The following is a 19,455-nucleotide window of genomic DNA, read 5'->3' as shown; positions in this document are numbered from 1 at the left end:
GCGGCCACCGGCGCCGAGCTGGCCAGCCTGACGATGCTGCGCCACCCCACGCAGGTCGTGCGCTCGCGCGACTCCGCCTACCTCACCGGCATGTCCGACGAGGCCCGGCTGCAGCGCGAGACCACCAACGTCGCGGCGTGGATGAACTCGGTCTTCGTCACCGAGCGCGCCACCCGCGAGAACCCGCGCGCCTTCGTCCCCTACTACGACCTCGTCGGCGACTGGCGCGCGGCGATGACCCGCGCCTGCGCCCAGGTCGACGTCGACCCCGGCGACCTGACGCCGCCGCACGCCGTCGACGACTTCGTCACCTCCTCGCTCAACCGCTCCTCCGACGCCTGGGACGGCCTCACGGTCCCGGCCGCCCTGCGCGAGCTCGCCGAGCGGACCTGGACCGCCGCGAACGTCCTCGTCGCCACCCCGGACGACGCCGCCGCGACCGCCGAGCTCGACGCGCTCGCCGCGGAGTACGCCGGGCTCTACGTCACCTCGGCGGCGATCGCCTCCCGACGAGGCGACCTCCCAGGTGGCCGCGGCGCGCCGGAAGCTCAAGGAGCGCATCGCGGCCAAGGACGAGCGGATCGCCGAGCTCGAGGCGCGGGTCGAGCGGCTCGAGGCCGCTCCGAAGCGCCGCGGCTGGCTGCGCTAGGAGCCCTCGCGCTCCCACGGGGCGCGGACCGGGTAGTAGCGCTCGAAGAACGCCGCCAGCGCGCGGTCGAGGGAGTCCGCGCCCAGCGCGTGGTCGTGGTGGTCGCCGAGGCAGAGGAAGTCCTGCTGCCGGTCGAGGGCCTGGCGCAGGAGCCGCTCGACCCCGCTGTTGCTGAGGTTCACGAACGTCAACGGGTGCGCCTCGGCGTCGCCGACGAACGCCGTCCCGGTGAGCAGCCCGTAGTGCTGGGCCAGGGAGCTGAGCGTCGACACGTCGGTGTCGCTCCGGAACGGCGACCGGGCGGTCGCGGCCAGCGCCTCCGGGAACCGGGCCGCGAGCTCGCCCAGCACCGAGACCCGGTGGGCGTACGGCGCGTGGGCCAGGTGGTGGGTCACGACGGCCCCGAACGCCTCCTGCAGCAGCGCACGGTTGTTCCACGCGGCCTTGGCGAACGGCGCCGCCCCGGGCGCGTCGTTCAGCCCGACCGCCAGGGTGGACAGGAAGACCGACGTCAGGCCGGAGGGGCTGAAGAACGTCTCGGGCCGCACCGGCCGGCCGAGCAGCATGTCGTCGTTGAGGTAGACGAAGTGCTCGGCCAGCCCGTCGATGCGGTGCAGGGAGGTCTCGATGGCGTGCGAGTTGAACGTCGGCAGCGCGTCGGCCGGCAGCAGGTCGCGGTGGTCGACCAGGTTGATGCGGGGGTGCCCGGTGTCGAGCCAGGCCGGCACCTGGCCCGCCGTGACGAGGTGGATCCGCCGCACCCACGGGGCGAACAGGTGCAGGCTGCGCAGGGAGTAGCGCAGCTCGCCGCGGTCGACGAAGCGGGCCCGGCCGCTCGCCTCGCGGGTCTGGGCGGTGCCGGTGAGACCGGCCAGCCGCGCGCGCCGGGCGTCGTCCCAGGCGGCGTCGTTGCCGTTCACCCAGGTGTAGACGACGTCGACCGGGAACGTCGCCTCCGTGGCGGTGGGTGCCAGCATCACCGGCAGCGTGCGGACGGCGACCCCGTCGACCTCGACGTCGACGGTCTCGGGCCGCTCGGGGAGCCGGTCGGTGTAGGGGCTGCGGCGCGGTGACACCAGCGCGCCGTCGGGGGCGGACTCCCAGAACTGGATCTCCACGCCGCACCCCACCGACGGGCCGGTCGTGAGCACGGTGCTGCGGCCCTCCACCTCGGGCCACGGCTCGAGCCAGACCGCCGACGTCATCCCGGAGCGCAGGTCGCCGGCGAGGACGTCGACCGCGCCGCGGCGCTCCGGCCAGCCGTGGGTGGCCGGGTCGCGCAGGCACAGGTAGGCCGGGCACCCCGGCCGGGCCAGCGCCGCCAGGACGGCGGTGCGCGCGCTCATCGGCACCACGACCGTCGGCGCGGGGCGCTCGTGGGCCGGCACCACCAGCCAGTCGTCGGTCGCCGACCGGGCGGCGTCGACCGCCCAGGCCAGGGCGGCGTGGCGGGCCAGCGCGGGGGTGAGCCCGCCGACGTCGACGCCGGCGGTGGGGTCGACCGGCGCGGGCGGCGCCGACGCGTGGGCGCGGGCGGTCAGCCGCCCCCGGCCGCCGCGGGCGGCGCGGGCCTCGGCGAAGATCCCGACCCAGCGCTCGGCGACGGCGGCGGCGTCCCACTGCCGGGCGGTCTCGAGGGCGCCGCGGCCGAGGCGGCGGCGGAGGTCGTCGTCGCCGGCGACCCGCCGCAGCGCGCTGGCCAACCCGTTGACCGACTGGGGCGCCACCAGCAGCCCGTTGACGTCGTGGTCGATGATCTCCCGCGGCCCCGAGGGGCAGTCGAAGCTCACCGCCGGGACCCCGGCGGCCATCGCCTCCTGCAGCACCAGCGGGTAGCCCTCGGCCTTGGACGACAGGGCCACGACCGAGGCCTTGGCCCACTCGGCCGCCATGTCGGTGACGGTGCCAGGCAGCTCGACGCGGTCCCACAGGTTCCACTTGCGCACCTGGCGCAGCAGCTCGACCCGCTGGGGACCGTCGCCGCACACCCGCAGCCGCCACCCGGGCAGGTCGTCGGCGACGAGGGCGAAGGCCTCCACCAGCCGGCCGAACTGCTTCTCGCCGACCAGGCGGCCGGCGGTCGTGATCAGCCGGGAGTCGAGCGTGGAGCGCGGGGTGAAGCCGAGGGGGAGCGGGTTCGGGACGACGACCGTCGCCGGGGCGAGCCCGCCGAGCTGCTCGCGCAGCCACGTCTCGAGCCCGGGCGTGAGCAGCGAGACGACGTCGGCGCGGGGAGCGTGGGCGAGCAGCGGCTCGAGGCCGCCGGTGCGCGCGCTGCTCGAGCGGTGCTCCTGGTGCACCACCACCGTCCGGCCCGGCGCCAGCTCGGTGGCGGCGACGAGGAGGCCGGGGGTGACGGTGACGAGGACGTCGACGTCGAGCGCCGGCAGCGCGGCCTCGAGGGCGACGTCGCACAGCGCGGTGAACTGGGCGTCCCAGCGCGCCGGCACGAGGGCGGACTCGCGGGCGTGCAGCGCCACGGCGTCCCGCTCCGGCACGCCGTCGTGGGCGGGGCGGGCCGGGTCGCGCAGGTCGACGAGCCGGTCGACGACGACCCGCCGGTCGATCGCGTAGTGCGAGCGCTCCTCGGTGCGGGTCACGCTGAGGATCCGGACGTCGTGGTCGGCCGCCAGGGCGTTGGCCTGGGTGATCGCCGAGCGGCTGGTGCCGCCCATGCCGTCGATGTTGAAGACGAGGTAGCCGATCCTCATGCGCCGCGCTCCTGCTGCTCGTCGAGGACGCGCGCCTGCAGCAGCCCGGGGGGCGACCAGCGCAGCCGCAGTCGCGCGATCTCGGGGAGCGGGACGGCGCGGGCCGGGTCGGCCAGGTCGTGGTCACGGCGCCGCACCGGCAGGTCGTCGAGCAGCAGCCGCGCGACCTGGGGCGCAACGCCGTCGAGCGCCGCGAGCGCGTCGGCGGCGAGGACGGCGGTGCCGTCGCGCACCGGCCAGCTCGCCAGCTCGACGTCGTCGTCGGCGACCAGCCGCAGCGTGGCGCCGGGACCCGAGAGCCGCAGGACGACGTCCGCCGCGCCCTCCCCGCCGACGCGCACGAGGTCGAGCCAGGCCGCCGCGGGCACCGGCTCGCGGCGCACCCGCAGGGTGCCGTCGTCGGCGCGGGCCAGCGCGAACCGGCTGCGGCCGTCGGGGGCGAGTGGCGAGCGGTGGGCGCCCAGCGGCGGCGTCCAGAGCGGCCGCGCCCCGCCGGCACCGGCCGGCAGCAGGACCACGTCGTGGGGGCCGGGGCCGTCGGGGAGCGCGGTGAGGTCCAGGCGCGCGGTGAGGTGGCCGGGCTGGTCGCCGGCGTCGTCGTCCGGCGGCGCGACGACGTCACCGGTCGCGACGTCGCGGAGCCCGAACGTGCCGGCGACGACGTCGGGCCCGTGCTCGACGGCCACCCACAGCCGGCGCCCGTCGAGGACGCCGGCGAACGCCGTCGCCAGCCGGTCGGTCGGGGCGGCGGGCACCTCGGCCGGCACCCCGGCGGGGGCCACGGCGGGGACCACGGCGGGGGTCGCGTCCGGCTCGGCGGCCTCGGAGCGACGTCGGAACTTCACGCCCGCGACCCTAGTGCGCCGCGGCCTACGCCCCGCCGATGCCGTCCGGCCCGGCGGCCTGCTCGTCGAAGCTCTCGTGCTCCAGCAGGTGCAGCACCGGGATGTCGAGGTCGCGGCGCGCCTTGGAGGCCCAGTCGAGGCGGAACAGCTCGGCCACGACGTGGGAGCGGGTCAGGATGATCGTCTCGCGGCCGTCGACCTCCCTGACCTTCGCGACCAGCTCGTCGACCGGCGAGCCGGTGACCAGGGCGCTCGACGCGACCGTGGCGCCGGCGCCCTCGAGCGCCGCGACGGTGGCGGTGAGGTCGGCGGTGGACCGCTCGCGGCAGTCCTCCTGGACGGCCTCGATGTCGAGGTCGCTCATCGGCATGCCGCGGGTGGCGAGCAGCTCGCTGCCCGACAGCGACCCGAGGGAGGCCTCCACCCGCGCCGCGGCGTCGTCGAGCGGCAGCAGCACGTGGTAGGTCACGGGGTCGTCGAGGCCCTCGTGCAGCGAGCGCACCTGTCGTGCGTCGAGGGTGGACAGGGCCTGCTCCACCAGCAGGACCACGTCGTAGTCGGCCATCTTTCACTCTCCTCCGGACGGGACCCCGGCCGACAGGACGCTGGCCAGGTCGTAGCTCACCGGCTGCTCGAGCTGCTCGTAACCGCAGGACTCGGGCTCCCGGTCGGGTCGCCAGCGCTTGAAGTGTGCCGTGTGCCGGAAGCGGCGGCCCTCCATGGCGTCGTACTTCACCTCGAGGACCCGCTCGGGACGCAGCGGCACGAAGGACAGGTCCTTGCCCTGGCTCCACCGGCTCTGCGTCCCGGGCACCCGGTCGGGGTTGGCGGTGAGGAACTCCTGCCAGCGCCCCCAGGGGTGCTCCTGGATCGGGCAGACCAGCGGCTGGAGCTCCTCGATCAGCTCGGCGCGCCGGGCGGCGGTGAAGCTGGCGCTGACGCCGACGTGCTGCAGCCCGTCCTCGGTGTGCAGCCCGAGCAGCAGGCTGCCCAGCAACGGCCGCTCGGGCGTGCTGGTCTTGTGCTCGCGGTAGCCGGCGACGACGACGTCGGCGGTGCGCTCGTGCTTGATCTTCATCATGGTGCGCCCGTTCGGCGTGTACGGCGCCCCGAGCGGCTTGGCGATCACGCCGTCGAGCCCGGCGCCCTCGAACTGGTGGAACCACTCCTCGGCGACCGCGGGGTCGTCGGTGGTGCGGGTCAGGTGGCAGGGACCGTCCTGGTCGTCGAGCCCACCGAGCGCCGCGACCAGCGCGGCCCGCCGCTCGACGAACGGGCGGTCGAGGTAGGAGGTGTCGTCCAGGGCGAGGAGGTCGAAGGCCACGAAGCTGGCGGGCGTCTTCTCCGACAGCATCCGGACCCGTGAGTCGGCGGGGTGGATCCGCTCCTGGAGCACCTCGAACTCGAGGCGGTCCCTGCCGTCGTCCTGGGCGAGGGCGACGAAGACCTCGCCGTCGAGCACGCACCGCTCGGGCAGCTGCTCGCGGGCGGCCACCACGAGCTCGGGGAAGTAGCGGGTCAGCGGTTTGGTGTTGCGGCTGGTGAGCTCGACCTCGTCACCGTCCTTGAACACCAGGCAGCGGAAGCCGTCCCACTTCGGCTCGAAGCTGAGGCCGCTGACCCCGCCGACGACGGTCCTCGCGGGGTCGGGCACACCCTTGACCGCCTTGGCGAGCATCGGCTGGACGGGTGGCATCACGGGGAGGTCCACGGGGGGAGCCTAGTGCGCGACCCGCCCGGGGGTGGGCACCTGTCACCACCACGCGGCCTCCCCGATCGCCGCCGGCTCCGACGGGTCCGTGAGGTGCTCGCGGAGTACCGCCAACGGCTCAGACCGGGCGTCGGCGTCGTAGAAGCACGTACACCACGGCAGGAGGCGCCGGGTGACCCCGCGCCCCGCCGCGGCCGACGCCGTCGCGCCCGGCGTGGTGTACGTGGTTGTACGACGGGTGGCCGGGGTCCGGACCGGCCGGTCCGACGTGCCGAGCCGCCGAACGCACTCTAAGGTCGTTCCTGCAATCCCCGGTTGGTCTGCCGGCAGGGCCCGCCTGACTTTGAATCAGGACTAGCGACGATGGTTCGACTCCATCCCGGGGAGCGTGGCCACGGCATCGCCGCAGGTCAAACAGCACTCGACCCCCGCCCCTGCTAGTCCCAGGGACGGGGGTCGAGTCTTGGCCTCTCACAGAACGCTCACGACTAGTCCTCGCAGCGGTCCGGTTGCCACTACTGCGCCACGGTGAACAGCCCTCCCGCGACCTGAGCTGCCTCGCTTGCGCCGGCGTCGCTCGTCGGCACGTAGAACGCCAGGTGGGTGGTCACCTTGTGCCCGAGCAGCGATGCGGCCTTACGCGGTTCCACGCCGTTGTCGTGCAGCGCCGTAGCAATCGTGTGCCGCACGTTGTGGATACTGCCGAGGTCAGGCACCGCGGCCCCGTCGCTCAGCACCCGGAACCGCCTCGAGAAGACGTCGGGGTCGACCGGCGTGCCGAGCGCGTCCACGACCACAAGCCCGCTCGTCGGCCGGCCCTGCGCCAGCCACAACTCACGCAGAGCGGTCGCCGTGCCGGCGTGGAACACCTCTACCGGCACCGTCCGGTGCGAGTCGTCCGACTTCGCGTCACCGTGCGCCGTAGCCCGACCCCTGCCCGTTTTCACGCGGCCCTGCTCGACACGCACCGTTCCGGCCGTCAGGTCGACTCGGCACCAGTCGAGCCCGAGCACCTCGGAGCGCCGCAACCCGCAGAGCGTGAGGCGCATCCCGACCCTGAGCCACGGGTCAGCCGCCAGCACGTTGACCGGCAACCCGTCGACGTGCCCGCGGAACGTCGCGAGCTCGCCAGCAGACCACACCACGACGGTCCGTCGGTCGCCGGCCTTCGCCTTGGGTGGCTTCACGCCGGCGGCGACATTCCTTGAAAGCAGCCCCGCCTCCACGCCGTGGTCGAGCACCTGACGCAGCGTGCCGAGCGCGTAGACGATGCTCCGGTGCGACAGCCCGCGTCGCCACTTCCCGCCCTCCGTCGCCAGCGTCCGCAGCAGCGCCCGCACGTCGGCGGGACTGAGGCCTTGCGCCGGCTCGTCGCCGATGTGGAGGAGCACGGCGTGAAGCGCGCTCCGGTATCCGTTGACCGACACCTCGCGGATGCCGCCCGCCTCGCTGTCGGCCTGCCGGTCGGCCAGCCACCGGTCGGCCAACGCTCGCATCGTGACCTTGCTAGGCGCTGTGAACGCACCTTGAATGACCGCGGTCCGGGTCTCGTCGACGAACGCTCGAGCCTCTCGGATCGTGTCGAACGTCCGTGTCACCTGACGTCGCTTGCCGCCGGTCGGCGCCACGTCCAGGACGGCCCGGTAGCGGACCCCCTTGCCTGTCTCGACGAGCCGGATCGGCTCGCCCTCCCTCGGTTTCGTAACCCTCATCAGGTGTTGCCCCTCTCAGTGGTGTCTGCGGTCTTCTCAGATGTAGCCGCGGTCGCGGGCTGTTTTGATCCATGCCCGCACCCTCGACCTGTCGGTGTTGCTCTCGTCGTCCAGGTCGAAGGCGTGTCGGTCTCGCAGCAGCCGCAGCACGGTTAGCGGCTCCTGGCGCCGGGTTGCGGGGTCTCTGGTCGCTTTGCCGTAGAGCTCGGCAACCAAGCGATAGGTGTCATCGGTCGCTCGAGCGGTCCGCCCCGCTCGTCGACCGGCGCGCACGGCGCTGTCGTTGGTCCAGGCGAGCCCTCGCGGGTCCGCCTCCGACGAGAGGTCCAAGCTCTCAACGAGTTGCGGTAGGTGTACTCGGAGTTCGTCGCGCCAGCGGATGTGCCGGCTCAAGAGGCCCGAGGTGACGTCCCGAGGCTCGCGTCCCGGTGGGAACGAGCCGTCGTAGTGACGCGCGTCCGGGTTTCCGTCACGCGGCGCGGAATTGTCGGCTAGCGGAGCGTCGCCAGGGACGTCGTAGGTCCGCACCTCGACGCCGGCCGCGACGACCCGCCCGTCGACGTCGTGCCAGTGCACAACAATCCGCCACCCGTCCTCGACCCGCTCGGTTGTGCCAACCCAGGTCGTCTGCTGCTGTGCCATGGTGCCGATCGTACAGGGCGCGGCAATCTGTGCGGACACTCAACACCATGACCCAACCCATTGCAGTCCCGACGCTCAAGCTCGCCGACGTCCGCGACCTCGCCACGCTGCCGGTGTGGCATGAGGCCAAGCCGTCGGCCGCCGCGGTTCTCGGCATCGGTCGCACCCTCGCCTACGGCATGGCTGATCGGGGCGACCTGCCAACAATCCGGCTCGGCTCACGGGTCGTCGTCCCGGTGCCGGCCCTCCTCGCGATGCTCGGCGAGCGCTCGGTTCCGATTGGCAATCAAGACTTGCCACCCGCTGACCAGCACGAACCCGCCACCTCGCACAGCTCCACGCCTGGCGCCCTCACGACGGATGCTCGCCGATGAGCGCGCTGACCGAGGCCGGGGCGCAGCGCGCAGCTGTCGAGATCGCCCGCCTGCTTGCGACCGGGACCCGGACGGACGTCGTGAAGGATCACCTGCTCCGGAGCGTGACCGGTGGTCCCGACCACACGGCCACGGTGGGAGGCATCGAGGCGCTGCTCTCGATCGCCGTCGCCGCGGCCGACCTGTTTCGCGGCGCCCTCGACGTCTTCGCAGCTGAGCCCGGGGGGCCGACCGTCCTGGCGCTGCTGGATGCCCAGGCGTCGATCCTCGCGAACGAGCCCTGACCGACCACGCACCGCCCGTTGTGACCCCTGCTCGACCGCCAGAGCCTGCCCGCCACCTCACACACCCGACCCACGAGGAGACCCCGAGCGGTGGACACCCCAAATGCGGCGGCCGAGAGCAGTAGGCCCGCGGGACGTTTCGACTGGGAGCGCGCCCTCCGTGCGTCTGGCCTGCCGTTCGGCACCCGCGGCGTGCTGGCGATCCTCGGGACCTTCATGAACGCCGACGGCACCAACGCCCGGCCCAGCCTCGACACCCTGGCGGGCGCCTGCAATCTCAGTCGCCGCCAGGTGAGCAACCACCTGCGACCTGCCCTCGAGCGAGGGTGGTTGGAGCGCGACTCCGGTCGGGGCCCTGGATCGGCGACGACCTATCGGGCACGCACACCGATTGTCGTCGAGTCCGGGCAGCCCGTTTCCCGGACTCCGACCGAGAACGGGAAGCCCGCTGCCCAGACTGCCGAGAGTCCGGGCACTCCGCTACCAGAGTCCGGGCAGCCCGCTTCCACAGAACGGGCAGCCGAGTGCCCACCACCAGACCATGACCAGATCAAGACCACCACCCCCGCCGCCACCGAGGCCGCGCCTCTGTCCGTATTCGTGGCCCAGGTGATGGGGGAGGAGCCGAAGTGGAGCGAGCAAACGGCCCGCGCCGTCGTCGCCCTGGCCGAGGTCGACCCGACGACCAAGACCAGCGTCGGTGGCCGTCTCAAGGTCGGTGACTACCGGCGCGAGTTGGCACGCCGGGTCGCCGCCGATGCCCGCACCCGCGCTGCCAAGTCCCGCGAGTGCAATCACGGCAAGGTCGACGGGATGAGAGTCAGCGGGGTGGGCGCCAACGCCTCCCGCAAGTGCGGAGCGTGCGAAGTCGAGTCGCCCGCCCCCGACTGCCGGTTGTCGGCATGACCTGGCCCCCGGTGTCGTCCGAGGAGGCCCGCGAGCAGCGCGAGGCTGACGCCGCCAAGCGCGCCGCCCGCGACGCCGCGCCTCGCCACGGCCGCGACTGCGCCGACGGATGGCTCGGCGAGGACGACGAAGGTCGGCCCGTCCCTTGCCTCACCTGCCGGCCACACCTCGCCCGCACACACCGCAGGAGCCGCCGATGAGCGCCGACACCCCCGACCCGCGCCCCTGGGAGCGCCAACCGGACGAGACCAACCCGGCGTACGCCGCCTTCGAGACCTACCTCCGCGCCGGCGCCGGCCGGAGTGTCACGAAGGTGGCCGCAGAGTGCAACAAGTCTCGGTCGCTGCTCAACCGGTGGTCGGCCCGCCACAAGTGGGTCCGCCGCGCCCAGGCGTGGGACGCCGACCTGAACCGCGAGTACCTCGGCGAGGTGATCGAGGCGCGCCGGACCCTCGCCCATCGCCACCTAGCTGTGTCCCGGACCGCGCTGGAGAAGGTCGCTGCCGCGGTCGCCGGGATCGACCCCAGCGGCCTCACCGTCGCCGAGACCGCTCGCCTGTGGGACCTCGCCACCCGCACCGAGCGCGAAGCCCTGCAGGTGCCGACCCGTGTCGAGCTCAGCGGGCCCGGCGGGGGTCCTATCGGCGTCATGGCCCACCTCACCGACGAGGAACGGCACACCCGCCTCAGGGCGCTCCGTCGCGAGATCGACGAGCGTCTCGAGGTCACCGAGCGGCCACACCACCACGACGACACCGACACCGACAGCGACACCGAAGGAGACGACACCACCGATGAGGACTAAACCGAGGGCGACCACCCACGAGGAGACCCAGCGCGCCCAGCGACGGGCACACCTCGACCGACTCGACGAGATCCACGACCCGACACCGAGTGAACGCGCGTTGCGCGACCGCCTACGCCGAATCGACAACGCCGACCCCGCCACCGACCGGGACCGCTACCTACGCCGCGCTCTCGGCCTCGACTGACGACCAGACCACCAACCAACGAAAGGCCCCACCCATGAGCAAGACCCCGATCCCTTCCGACGAGCAGGTACGCGATCGCGAGGCCCGCTGGGGCCATCACCTGCCCGTCTACCCGTCGCGCCAGAGCCGCGTACCTGCCGTCCTGGCATCCGAACCCACCTTCCGTGACCTCGCGGCCGAGCGCGACGCCGTACGCGCCGCAGAGACTCGCCTGCACCGCGAGCACGAGGAACTCACCGCCCGCAACGAGGTCGCAAAGGCCAAGCACTCCGCCGCACAGCGCGAAGCCATGCTGACCGGCACCCCGCCGCCGGCTCCGCTGTCCTTCGAGCCGTGGCCCTACCCCCAGCACTCCCGCCAGACCTTCGACCGGCTCCACGGCGCGATCGAAGCCGCGGAGCTTGGTCTGCTCGAGGACGACGCCGACCGGTGGCGCCAGGTGCTCGAGAGCAAAGCCGACCCGCTGCGCCGCAAGGTCGAACGAGCCCGCGCGGCACTGGCGGAGGCGGAGGCGAACCTCACGCCCTACGTCGCCGGGATCAGCGCTCTCCCGGCCGCGCTGGCCGCAGTGGACGGACGGCGCTCGTGGCCGCGGCGCGATCCTGAGGCCGCCGACCCGGCCCAGGTGCTCGAGGACTTCGAGGCCCTCGGCCGTCCGACCAGCAACCGTCTCAGCCGCCGCTGAGCCCGCGCCGTGATCAACCGACACACCGCGCCCGTCACCGGGACTTCGGGCGACCGTCTCGACCGTCGAACACGCGGCCTCTGCCGTCGCTGCGGGATCGATCTCAGCGCCGCGGCAACGACGTGCCGCGACTGTCGGCCGTGGGTCAGGGCCGACGAACGCGCCCGCGCCGAAGGCGAGGACCCTTGATCGGCCGGGACCTACTCCGATTCGGGATCGGCTACGACAGCACCCTCGAACTCCCCACCCGGACCGAAAAGCCGAGCTGCCTTGACCCCGACGAACCGGTAGGCCTCGCGACCTTGCCTGATCGCCTCGGCGGAGGCCCCGTTCCGCATCCACTTGACAGCGGCCTCAGCACCAGCGCCGTCGGCAGCGACCTCGACGAGTTCGGGGGTCATGATTTCACCCACGGTGCCTAGCCGGTTGGCCATAACGAGGACGGCCTGAAGGATCGCGGTCTCTTCGTCGCTTGGAGCTGTCGCATACGGGTCCTGCTTCTTGCGCTTGAACATGAGTGCATGGTGCCAGCGATCAGACTCCCCGTCACCCCGATGTGAGAGCCGTAGGCGGGCGACCGTGAGAGGCGACGGTCGCCCGCAGGTCAAACGGTCAAGAGGCCTGATCAGGCAGCAGGACGCCCTGAACGGATCGAGCGTTGCGCTGTCGAGCGCAGGCCGAAGTGGGCCGTGTCTAGTCACCTTGTTGGTGCTTCCGCCGAAGTGCTGCTCCGTCGCTGGCTCGGCGTGCGAACCTTCGGTCATGGATGATGCGGATCGGGTGGCACGGGAACGGGCTCAGGCGCAACGAGACGCGCTGGCTACAGGTGGCAGCGACGCGACGCGCGAAGAGTCGAATCGGCGATCGGCCTTGCTGGCTGAGATCAAGGGACTCACGCAGCCTGCGCTGGATGCCCAACAGGCAGCCGGTTACCCAGCACTGGAGGTTGTGGATGTCGCCGGCTCTCGTGAGCGCGAGCGCGGCGGATTCAAGTTGGCCGCGTTCTGGGTCGACGACCGCGGGTCAGCCCTCCACGGCGAGGATTACCTCTTGGGAGACGGCACTATTGCGAGTTCCTACGCAGGGCGCGCACTTGTCTTGGTCGAAAGATGGGACCTGGTGAGCACAACGCGTCTCGAGGGCATCCTTAAGGCCCTTGAGCAGCTCTCCCGAACCAACACATAGGTGATCGGCGCCTGACGCCGACCTACCTACGCGGCTCGCCGCCTGTGCTAGTAGCCGTCTAGTCGGTCAGGAGACGTTCGACCGATTGCACGACAGCTCGAAGATCGGGATCTGACGTCCAAGCCAACACCTCCGTGGATGGCGCCGCTTCGAGTTGTTCTCGGACCTCATCGGCGTTCACCTCACTAGTGAGTACCAGGAACTTGCTGCGGTCTTTGCTGGCGACGTGGGCAGCCATGCGCTCGAGTCGCTCAATCGCAGACCGGGGCGCCCGCGAGGTGTACTCGATGTACACCCGCCGACCATCCGCTCGCTCAACCAACAGGTCGGCCCGGGAAGGGCGTCCCCGCGCGCCATCGTTGACGACTGGATAGGTCGACACAACGGAATCTACGAAGGCCACTGAGAGCGCCGCTCTCAAGATCGCGATCGTCTCCGCCTCGGTGGCCCCTTGCCCAACTGCCGGCAGACTTGACGATGGCGACGGTGCCTGATCGTTCAGCGCGGCACGTAGCGCGCCGTAGGCGGCTCGACGCAGCTCCTCGGCCCGGTCGTCTTCGCCTGCGTTCTCAGCCTGCTGCGCGTTTTTCTCAAGTTCTGTCAGAACCAGCTCGAGAGTTCCCAACTTGATGCTGAGCAACCGGGGGCCCAAGTACACGAGAGCGATGACTGCAAACCCGGCGACAACGATTGCCGTCGCCGTAGTTCCATCGCGCTCATGAAAGACGGCCGCAGCGCCAGTGACGATCGAGGCGAGACCAAACACGATTAGGGCGAACTGTTGGAGTTCGCGAGACCTCGCCCACTCTGCCAGCGGTTTCCGAAGTGCCGTGTCGTCGCTCGACTCGTTCCGTCGCCCGCGAGCCCAAATGATGAGGCCTAGTCCGGCCGAAAGGCCGAGACCGGCGCCAAAGCCGAACAGGGCATACGCGAGGTCAGATGACACGGCCACTTCGTACCAGTCTCAGGGCTACCGCGTCGAGGGGGCAGCCCCTCACGGTTCCGGCTTGATCTCCTCGAATACCGCCACCTTGTCGAGTCCGGCCGCCTAGGGTCGGGCGTTCAACGCCCGGAACGGAAGGTTGTCGTGAGCATCGCTCAAGGAGTTTGGATCCCCCCGCCCTCTGCGAGACCGTCAGCCTCTCGACGGTCGGCATGATCGCGAACCCGGTTTGGGACCTGGCGCGCGGTGGTGACCCGATCCGTCGCAAGGATCTTCACGACAAGTACGGCGGTGTCAGACAAGGCGGTATCTCGCCATCCTCAAACACGCCAAACATCTTCCTTTTTGCGGACCCCGGTGCCAATGCTGAGCACGGCTACATCGAGGACAGGTGGGTCGCGCCTGATCTCTTCGAGTACTGCGGCGAAGGACAAAGCGGTCACCAGCAGGTCGTGCGGTACAACAAGTCGGTTCGTGAGCATGTCGAGGACGGGAAGTCTCTGCGACTCTTCTTCGGGTGGCGAGGACCGGTCAGTTATGAGGGCGAGTTCCGACTCGATCCCGTGGAGCCGTACTACCTTGCCTTTGGTCTAGGCCGCGACGGCGTCGAGCGCCGGGTCGTGGTTTTTCGCCTCCGTCCATTGGGCTTCACCGAGACCTCCGTCAGACCGACTTCGACGGTCGCGACGGCCGATACAGGAACCTTCGAAGGCGCACGAGGTGCCGTACCGGTCGGCGGGAGTGCTGCCCCGACCTCATATCGCGGGGCCAACGAACACGTCGTGACCACTCGGGATCGCCTGCCGTTTAGCGTCGACCCGAATGAGCAGGACCGAGCTCTTCAGGCACATGCGACCGCGCAGAACGTGCTTGCCGAATGGGTTCTCGGCCGCCGGTTGCACCCCCTCAGTCCTGGTCTCGACGGTCCGGACTTCGATGTTGCTTGGTACGACCTGTCCCGAATGGTCGTCGCTGAGGTCAAGTCGGTTCGGCCGCAGAACGAGATCCGCCAACTGCGGATGGGGATGGGGCAAGTCCTCGACTATGCCGATCAGTTGAACGCCGTTCCCTTGCTCTTCGTCGATCGCCGTCCGAGTTTCGAGAGGTGGCAGCAACTGGCCGCGCGAGCAGGAGTCGTCCTGGCATGGCCAGCAATGCTTGAGTCGTTGGCCGACGAGATCCAGCGCTACTAGTCCGTCGGTGCCGGAGAACGCCTGGTCGGCGGCGCACATCCCGCAGATGGACGCCGGGCTCATGGCGATCTGCAGATTTGGCTCCGCGGCGGCAACCTCCGCAGACGATGCCCGCGGAACGGCTCCATCCTGACAATCAGTCAAGACGGATACGTGACTGACCTGCTGGTACGGAGTACCTCTCACAAGCCACGCTACGGCCTCTCACGGCTGCAGCGCCAAGTTGCCAAGGCCACCCGACTACTGCGCTAGCAGCACGTGGTCCACTAATCAGGTCAAGACTGGTGGAAGTGCGAGCGGGGAGTGATGGATGTCGATCGTCGAAGAATATTGGCAGGGAGTTGCTCAGCGGCTGCAGGTCGAGGCCGACGTGTTCAACCGACTCATCATGCACAACGCCGAGTCTGGTCGTGAGAACGAGTCCTCATTGACCGATATTGTGCGGAGGTTTCTGCCCCCGACCGTGGGCGTGGGAACCGGGATCGTAATCGACAGTGACGGGCGGCGCTCGCAGCAGTGCGACTTGATCGTCTTCGATCAGAGCAACAGTCCGAACCTACTCGCGCAGACAAGTCAGATGCTGTTTCCTGTCGAGACCGTGAGGCTCGTTATCGAGGTCAAGACGACGGTTACGAAGGTTGAGATTGAGGACGTTGCGGCGAAGATCGGCAGCCTGAACGCCTTATCGTGGGTGGGTAAGGCTGAAAACGTTCCTTTTGCTCTGTTCGGTTACTCGTGCGGAAACAGTGCCGGGACGATCGTCTCGGAATTGCTCGGTCTAGGAGCGGACGTCATGCCGAGGGCAACTTGCGTGATGCGGCCCGGAGTCTTCGGGCAATCGCTTCCGGCCGCGAAGGCAGGACTCGTCGCATTGCATAAACTGGACGAGCATGGGGTGTCGATCTCAGACAGTTGGGTGACACCTGAGAGCGATGGGCCGGCAATCATCATAGGCGGCTCGTCCTATCCCACGACGCGCATCAAGGCCTACGGAAAAGAAAAAGTCGTTGGCAATCCTGGTCGCGCACTACTACTGTTCTGTGCCGAGTTGTTGGGAATCCTGAGTGAGTCTGCGGGCGTCGAAGCGCACTGGCTCGAGCGCTACCTGTCCCGTACAGCTAGAGAACTGATTGAGCCGGAAGACTCATGAGTATTCGAAGGAGAGAACAGCGTCTAAGAAATCTGTCGTAGACAGCGTCGCAAGCCCGAGTTGGATGCACGCATCAGTCAGGGACATCCGGTCGGGGCGATCTCCCACGTCCTCGGTCACTACCTCGACTGCGTGCCCGCTGCTCTGAAGCCAAACGGCGATCTTCGCAACATCTACCTGTGTCTGATACTCGGTGGCGTCAGGGTCCACGAGATCCGACGCTTGATCGAGGACCTCGTCCTCGTGCGCCCACGTAGACGAATCTGTTGAGAGGTGGCCCGCTACGGACTTCGCCCAGAGGCCGAGTCCGTGTTCGTCGAGGTACTTGCAGCACTCGCGCCACACGGAGTCCGGAAAGCGAAGTCGACCGTCCTTCACAAGATCGGTCAGTTCGTGGAGTGCTTTCTTCAGGAGACTCGGTTCCACAAGGTCGCCGACTGCCGACAGCCCGTAGGCGTCGATGACATAGAGATTCATCAGGCGCTGATGCCGAGGTGCGTGACTAGTTCTTGCAACTGTTCCGCGTCGACGCGCAAGAATTTCCGGACGTCGAGGGCAGACAGAGATTGTTCCTGCAGTGCAGAGACGATCAAGCGGGAGAACTCCGACCCATACTCGTCGAGTCGAATTTCGGCCGCCGTTCGGCCCCCGCCGTCTGGACTGCCGAAGCCCGACTCACTTGGTTCAGAGCCCTGAGCGATAATTGCTGGGAGATGGTCCGGGGCGTGTTTCAGTTCGACCAATCGATAGCCGACGGACTGCCAACTGGCGCCGTAGCGGTTTGACACGAGTCGCACACGTCGAAGGTCGTCGGGTTTCGTCTTTGAAACGACTCCCTTGGACAAATACTCGGCTAGGTCGTCGGCTGGGATCAGGAACGCCGCAGCAAACGCCTCGCACCAGCGCTCCGCCGCATTGTCTTGCTCGTGATGAAGAACGGCGTCGCCCCGAGCAAGGTGCGCCAGTTCGTGAAGCAACGTGTAGGACCGAACGCTCCCTAGCCGGAACGACGCGTTGATGAAGATCGCTGGTACGTGGCTGTCAGGGATTGAGAATCCCCGTGAGTTGTCGTCCCCGATCTTTTGTAGAAAGACCAGGATGCCCTTCGCCTCGATCGCGCGACGGAGGTCTCGGAAGACCCTGGCCTTCGACGTAGCCCTGACCTGCTCTCTGACCTGCCAGCCGAGCCACGCGCGAACCGTCTGTGCATACGCGGCAGCGGTCCGCCCTTGAACGGCTGGGAGACGAAGTGGTTCGGCTCCGAGCTTGTCAGCACTCCATCTTGAGATCGTCTGAAGACGCGCCGTCTGCCGAACAGCAAGTGATTCCCTTGGTGTTGCGTCCACCGCGTCCACGAGGGCTGCGCGACGGTTTACAGGCGACTTGGCAGTGTCAGGAGGTTTCGGCAGCCGAAAGAACTGGGGCGACCGTCCCAGGAATCGGGCAAGAGAACTCAAGTCCCCAACATGCGGGTTGTCCGTGCCCTCGAGCCATGCTTCGACTGCATGGATGGGCCGGCTGGTCACGCTCGCGAGCTGTCGCGGAGTCGCGTCGGACTGGTTCATGGCCCACGCCAGCATCACTGAGTTGATCGGCACTTTCGCCATGGCCCGGACACTAACCGACACGGATGACAGCTACAGCGAACCACGCGAACTGGCCGGGCATTGATCAAGGCGGCTGCACGCGTCTCGTCTCACAAACGTCTCACGGACGTCTCGTCACAATACGAGACCGGACGGCCCTGGGGACTAGATGGCATGAGTCTCGCGGACGAGACGGGACAGCGGAGGACGTCGCGACACAGGTCGGCGCGCCTTTGAATCAGGACTAGCGACGATGGTTCGACTCCATCCCGGGGAGCGACGACCGCCGCGTGCTCGCCGCCCGGTGCCTGAGATCCCGCAGCACGGCGTCCTCGCATCGCGGCGTCCCGGCGCGCGGGCTTAGAGTGACCCGGTGCCGAGCAACCTGACTGTCATCGTCCTGGCCGCCGGCGGGGGAACCCGCATGAAGTCGAAGACGATGAAGGTGCTCCACGAGGTCGGTGGGCGCAGCATGATCGGCCACGTCATCGCCGCCGTGCAGGCCACCGGGCCGCAGCGGGTCGTCGCCGTCGTCGGCCACCAGCGCGAGCAGGTCGGCCCGCACATCCGCGACCTCGCGCCCGACAGCCTGCTCGCGGTGCAGGAGGAGCAGAAGGGCACCGGGCACGCCGTCCGGACCGCCGTCGAGACGCTGGTCGCGACCGACGGGCCCACCGAGGGCACCGTCGTCGTCGCCTACGGGGACACCCCGCTGCTCGAGGGCGACTCGCTGCGGGCGTTCGTGGCCGAGCACGAGGCGGCCGAGCGGGCAGTGAGCATCCTCTCCGGCGAGCTCGCGAACCCGTTCGGCTACGGCCGCGTCGTCCGCGACGAGGACGGCGACGTCGTCGCGATCGTCGAGGAGAAGGACGCCACCGCCGACCAGCGCGAGATCCGCGAGATCAACTCCGGGATCCTCGCCTTCGACGCCGGGTTCCTCCTCGACGCGCTCCCGCGGATCGGCAACGACAACGCCAAGGGCGAGTACTACCTCACCGACACCGTCCAGATCGCCCGCGACGCCGGCCTCACCGTCGGCGCGTGGGCCATCGACGACGTCATGCAGACCGAGGGCGCCAACGACCGGGTGCAGCTCGCCGAGCTCGGCCGCGAGATGAACCGCCGGATCGTGACCCGCTGGATGCGCGCGGGCGTGACCGTGATGGACCCCGCCACGACTTGGATCGACGCCGACGTCGTCCTCGCCCCCGACGTCACGATCCTGCCCGGCACCCAGCTCCTCGGGCTGACCGAGGTCGGCGAGGACGCCGTCGTCGGGCCCGACACCACGCTCAAGGACTGCGAGGTCGGCGCCGGCGCGCGCGTCGTCCGCACCCACGGCGAGCTCGCCGTCATCGGCGCCGAGGCCACGGTCGGCCCGTTCTCCTACCTGCGACCCGGCACCCGGCTCGGGGCGCGCGGCAAGATCGGCGGCTTCGTCGAGACCAAGAACGCCGTCATCGGCGAGGGCGCCAAGGTCCCGCACCTGTCCTACGTCGGCGACGCCGAGATCGGGGAGGGCGCCAACATCGGCGCCGGCACGATCTTCGCCAACTACGACGGCATCGCCAAGCACCACACCAAGATCGGCCGGCACGCCAAGACCGCGAGCAACAACACCTTCGTCGCCCCCGTCGAGGTCGGGGACGGCGCCGCGACCGGCGCCGGCTCGGTGATCCGCCGCGACGTCCCGCCCGGCGCGCTCGCGGTGAGCAGCGGACCGCAGCGCAACCTGGTCGGCTGGTCGATGCGCCGACGTCCGGGGACGGACCAGGCGGAGGCCGCGCGTGCAGCACTGGCAGAATCAGCGGCGGCGGACGACCAGCAGGCCGACCGCCCGCACGACCACTGAGGAGCACGCGTGATCGGCATCCAGAAGACCACCGA

Annotated in this window: 20 protein-coding genes and 1 tRNA gene; 11 read left to right on the top strand and 10 right to left on the bottom strand. The window is 69.7% G+C overall.

The window, feature by feature from the left end; all coding sequences use genetic code 11:
* Nucleotides 1-526: 526 nt before the first annotated feature.
* Nucleotides 527-649, top strand: a complete 123-nt coding sequence (locus FE634_RS21690) for a hypothetical protein (protein ID WP_262347442.1) — start codon at nt 527-529, stop codon at nt 647-649.
* Here FE634_RS21690 and FE634_RS15135 read toward each other — a convergent pair.
* Genes FE634_RS15135 through FE634_RS15120 form a run of 4 tightly spaced genes read right to left on the bottom strand, consistent with a single transcriptional unit; the run spans nt 646 to nt 5,916 of the window.
* A complete protein-coding gene (locus FE634_RS15135) occupies nt 646-3,360 on the bottom strand; it encodes a stealth conserved region 3 domain-containing protein (protein WP_138876358.1) in 2,715 nt (904 codons plus the stop codon). The genes FE634_RS21690 and FE634_RS15135 overlap by 4 nt on opposite strands.
* A complete protein-coding gene (locus tag FE634_RS15130; protein WP_138876357.1) occupies nt 3,357-4,205 on the bottom strand; it encodes a hypothetical protein in 849 nt (282 codons plus the stop codon). The genes FE634_RS15135 and FE634_RS15130 overlap by 4 nt, the downstream gene beginning before the upstream one ends.
* 25 nt (nt 4,206-4,230) lie before the next feature.
* Complete coding sequence (locus FE634_RS15125; protein ID WP_138876356.1) at nt 4,231-4,770, bottom strand: hypothetical protein; 540 nt, start codon at nt 4,768-4,770, stop codon at nt 4,231-4,233.
* A 3-nt stretch (nt 4,771-4,773) separates the two neighbouring features.
* Entirely contained in the window at nt 4,774-5,916 is a 1,143-nt protein-coding gene (locus FE634_RS15120) for an ATP-dependent DNA ligase (protein ID WP_187366721.1), read from the bottom strand.
* A gap of 308 nt (nt 5,917-6,224) precedes the next feature.
* On the opposite strand from FE634_RS15120, the gene FE634_RS15115 reads away from it, so the two are divergent.
* Nucleotides 6,225-6,303: transfer RNA gene (locus FE634_RS15115), tRNA-Gln, on the top strand.
* Between the two features lie 128 nt (nt 6,304-6,431).
* On the opposite strand, the gene FE634_RS15110 is transcribed toward FE634_RS15115, so the two are convergent.
* Both FE634_RS15110 and FE634_RS15105 read right to left on the bottom strand, forming a co-directional pair.
* A complete protein-coding gene (locus tag FE634_RS15110) occupies nt 6,432-7,628 on the bottom strand; it encodes a site-specific integrase (RefSeq protein ID WP_138876355.1) in 1,197 nt (398 codons plus the stop codon).
* 36 nt (nt 7,629-7,664) lie between these two features.
* Nucleotides 7,665-8,270, bottom strand: a complete 606-nt coding sequence (locus tag FE634_RS15105; RefSeq protein WP_138876354.1) for a hypothetical protein — start codon at nt 8,268-8,270, stop codon at nt 7,665-7,667.
* 47 nt (nt 8,271-8,317) lie between these two features.
* On the opposite strand from FE634_RS15105, the gene FE634_RS21120 reads away from it, so the two are divergent.
* From FE634_RS21120 to FE634_RS15080, 5 genes are all read left to right on the top strand, one after another.
* Complete coding sequence (locus FE634_RS21120) at nt 8,318-8,644, top strand: helix-turn-helix domain-containing protein (protein WP_187366720.1); 327 nt, start codon at nt 8,318-8,320, stop codon at nt 8,642-8,644.
* Nucleotides 8,641-8,928, top strand: a complete 288-nt coding sequence (locus FE634_RS15095; RefSeq protein ID WP_138876353.1) for a hypothetical protein — start codon at nt 8,641-8,643, stop codon at nt 8,926-8,928. The genes FE634_RS21120 and FE634_RS15095 overlap by 4 nt, the downstream gene beginning before the upstream one ends.
* 192 nt (nt 8,929-9,120) lie before the next feature.
* Nucleotides 9,121-9,834, top strand: coding sequence for a helix-turn-helix domain-containing protein (locus tag FE634_RS15090; protein ID WP_148240740.1), 714 nt, complete (start codon nt 9,121-9,123; stop codon nt 9,832-9,834).
* Between the two features lie 196 nt (nt 9,835-10,030).
* Nucleotides 10,031-10,639 carry a hypothetical protein gene (locus tag FE634_RS15085; protein ID WP_138876352.1) on the top strand — a complete coding sequence of 203 codons (609 nt, stop codon included), beginning with the start codon at nt 10,031-10,033 and terminating at the stop codon, nt 10,637-10,639.
* A 221-nt stretch (nt 10,640-10,860) separates the two neighbouring features.
* On the top strand, nt 10,861-11,511 hold the full coding sequence (locus FE634_RS15080; RefSeq protein WP_138876351.1) for a hypothetical protein: 651 nt from the start codon (nt 10,861-10,863) through the stop codon (nt 11,509-11,511).
* Nucleotides 11,512-11,711: 200 nt separating this feature from the next.
* Here FE634_RS15080 and FE634_RS15075 read toward each other — a convergent pair whose 3' ends face one another.
* The gene (locus FE634_RS15075; RefSeq protein WP_138876350.1) at nt 11,712-12,026 is read right to left on the bottom strand and encodes a hypothetical protein; all 315 of its coding nucleotides are present in this window, start codon (nt 12,024-12,026) and stop codon (nt 11,712-11,714) included.
* 247 nt (nt 12,027-12,273) lie between these two features.
* Between FE634_RS15075 and FE634_RS15070 the strand changes: the two genes are divergently transcribed.
* On the top strand, nt 12,274-12,696 hold the full coding sequence (locus FE634_RS15070; RefSeq protein ID WP_138876349.1) for a hypothetical protein: 423 nt from the start codon (nt 12,274-12,276) through the stop codon (nt 12,694-12,696).
* Nucleotides 12,697-12,754: 58 nt separating this feature from the next.
* Here FE634_RS15070 and FE634_RS15065 read toward each other — a convergent pair whose 3' ends face one another.
* A complete protein-coding gene (locus FE634_RS15065; RefSeq protein WP_138876348.1) occupies nt 12,755-13,642 on the bottom strand; it encodes a hypothetical protein in 888 nt (295 codons plus the stop codon).
* A 209-nt stretch (nt 13,643-13,851) separates the two neighbouring features.
* Between FE634_RS15065 and FE634_RS15060 the strand changes: the two genes are divergently transcribed.
* Both FE634_RS15060 and FE634_RS15055 read left to right on the top strand, forming a co-directional pair.
* Nucleotides 13,852-14,832, top strand: a complete 981-nt coding sequence (locus FE634_RS15060) for a hypothetical protein (RefSeq protein WP_138876347.1) — start codon at nt 13,852-13,854, stop codon at nt 14,830-14,832.
* 310 nt (nt 14,833-15,142) lie between these two features.
* Entirely contained in the window at nt 15,143-15,982 is an 840-nt protein-coding gene (locus FE634_RS15055) for a DUF6602 domain-containing protein (protein ID WP_138876346.1), read from the top strand.
* Here the strand turns inward: FE634_RS15055 and FE634_RS15050 are convergent.
* Nucleotides 15,977-16,459, bottom strand: a complete 483-nt coding sequence (locus FE634_RS15050; protein ID WP_138876345.1) for a hypothetical protein — start codon at nt 16,457-16,459, stop codon at nt 15,977-15,979. The genes FE634_RS15055 and FE634_RS15050 overlap by 6 nt on opposite strands.
* Entirely contained in the window at nt 16,459-17,589 is a 1,131-nt protein-coding gene (locus tag FE634_RS15045) for an ImmA/IrrE family metallo-endopeptidase (RefSeq protein WP_138876344.1), read from the bottom strand. The genes FE634_RS15050 and FE634_RS15045 overlap by 1 nt, the downstream gene beginning before the upstream one ends.
* A gap of 352 nt (nt 17,590-17,941) precedes the next feature.
* Here FE634_RS15045 and glmU point away from each other — a divergent pair, with 352 nt between their 5' ends.
* On the top strand, nt 17,942-19,420 hold the full coding sequence (gene glmU, locus FE634_RS15040; RefSeq protein WP_138876343.1) for a bifunctional UDP-N-acetylglucosamine diphosphorylase/glucosamine-1-phosphate N-acetyltransferase GlmU: 1,479 nt from the start codon (nt 17,942-17,944) through the stop codon (nt 19,418-19,420).
* Nucleotides 19,421-19,455: the final 35 nt, after the last annotated feature.

This window comes from Nocardioides sp. S-1144, assembly GCF_005954645.2.
GTDB lineage: Bacteria > Actinomycetota > Actinomycetes > Propionibacteriales > Nocardioidaceae > Nocardioides > Nocardioides dongxiaopingii.
The sequence above is the reverse complement of the archived record's forward strand: the minus strand, read 5'-3'. Positions and strand labels throughout refer to the sequence as shown.

Coding starts and splice junctions, on each gene's coding strand:
- FE634_RS15135 (WP_138876358.1), bottom strand. CDS start 3,360: ATGAGGATCGGCTACCTCGTCTTCAACATCGACGGCATGGGCGGCACC.
- FE634_RS15125 (WP_138876356.1), bottom strand. CDS start 4,770: ATGGCCGACTACGACGTGGTCCTGCTGGTGGAGCAGGCCCTGTCCACC.
- FE634_RS15110 (WP_138876355.1), bottom strand. CDS start 7,628: ATGAGGGTTACGAAACCGAGGGAGGGCGAGCCGATCCGGCTCGTCGAG.
- FE634_RS15105 (WP_138876354.1), bottom strand. CDS start 8,270: ATGGCACAGCAGCAGACGACCTGGGTTGGCACAACCGAGCGGGTCGAG.
- FE634_RS21120 (WP_187366720.1), top strand. CDS start 8,318: ATGACCCAACCCATTGCAGTCCCGACGCTCAAGCTCGCCGACGTCCGC.
- FE634_RS15095 (WP_138876353.1), top strand. CDS start 8,641: ATGAGCGCGCTGACCGAGGCCGGGGCGCAGCGCGCAGCTGTCGAGATC.
- FE634_RS15085 (WP_138876352.1), top strand. CDS start 10,031: ATGAGCGCCGACACCCCCGACCCGCGCCCCTGGGAGCGCCAACCGGAC.
- FE634_RS15080 (WP_138876351.1), top strand. CDS start 10,861: ATGAGCAAGACCCCGATCCCTTCCGACGAGCAGGTACGCGATCGCGAG.
- FE634_RS15075 (WP_138876350.1), bottom strand. CDS start 12,026: ATGTTCAAGCGCAAGAAGCAGGACCCGTATGCGACAGCTCCAAGCGAC.
- FE634_RS15070 (WP_138876349.1), top strand. CDS start 12,274: ATGGATGATGCGGATCGGGTGGCACGGGAACGGGCTCAGGCGCAACGA.
- FE634_RS15060 (WP_138876347.1), top strand. CDS start 13,852: ATGATCGCGAACCCGGTTTGGGACCTGGCGCGCGGTGGTGACCCGATC.
- FE634_RS15055 (WP_138876346.1), top strand. CDS start 15,143: ATGTCGATCGTCGAAGAATATTGGCAGGGAGTTGCTCAGCGGCTGCAG.
- FE634_RS15050 (WP_138876345.1), bottom strand. CDS start 16,459: ATGAATCTCTATGTCATCGACGCCTACGGGCTGTCGGCAGTCGGCGAC.
- FE634_RS15045 (WP_138876344.1), bottom strand. CDS start 17,589: ATGGCGAAAGTGCCGATCAACTCAGTGATGCTGGCGTGGGCCATGAAC.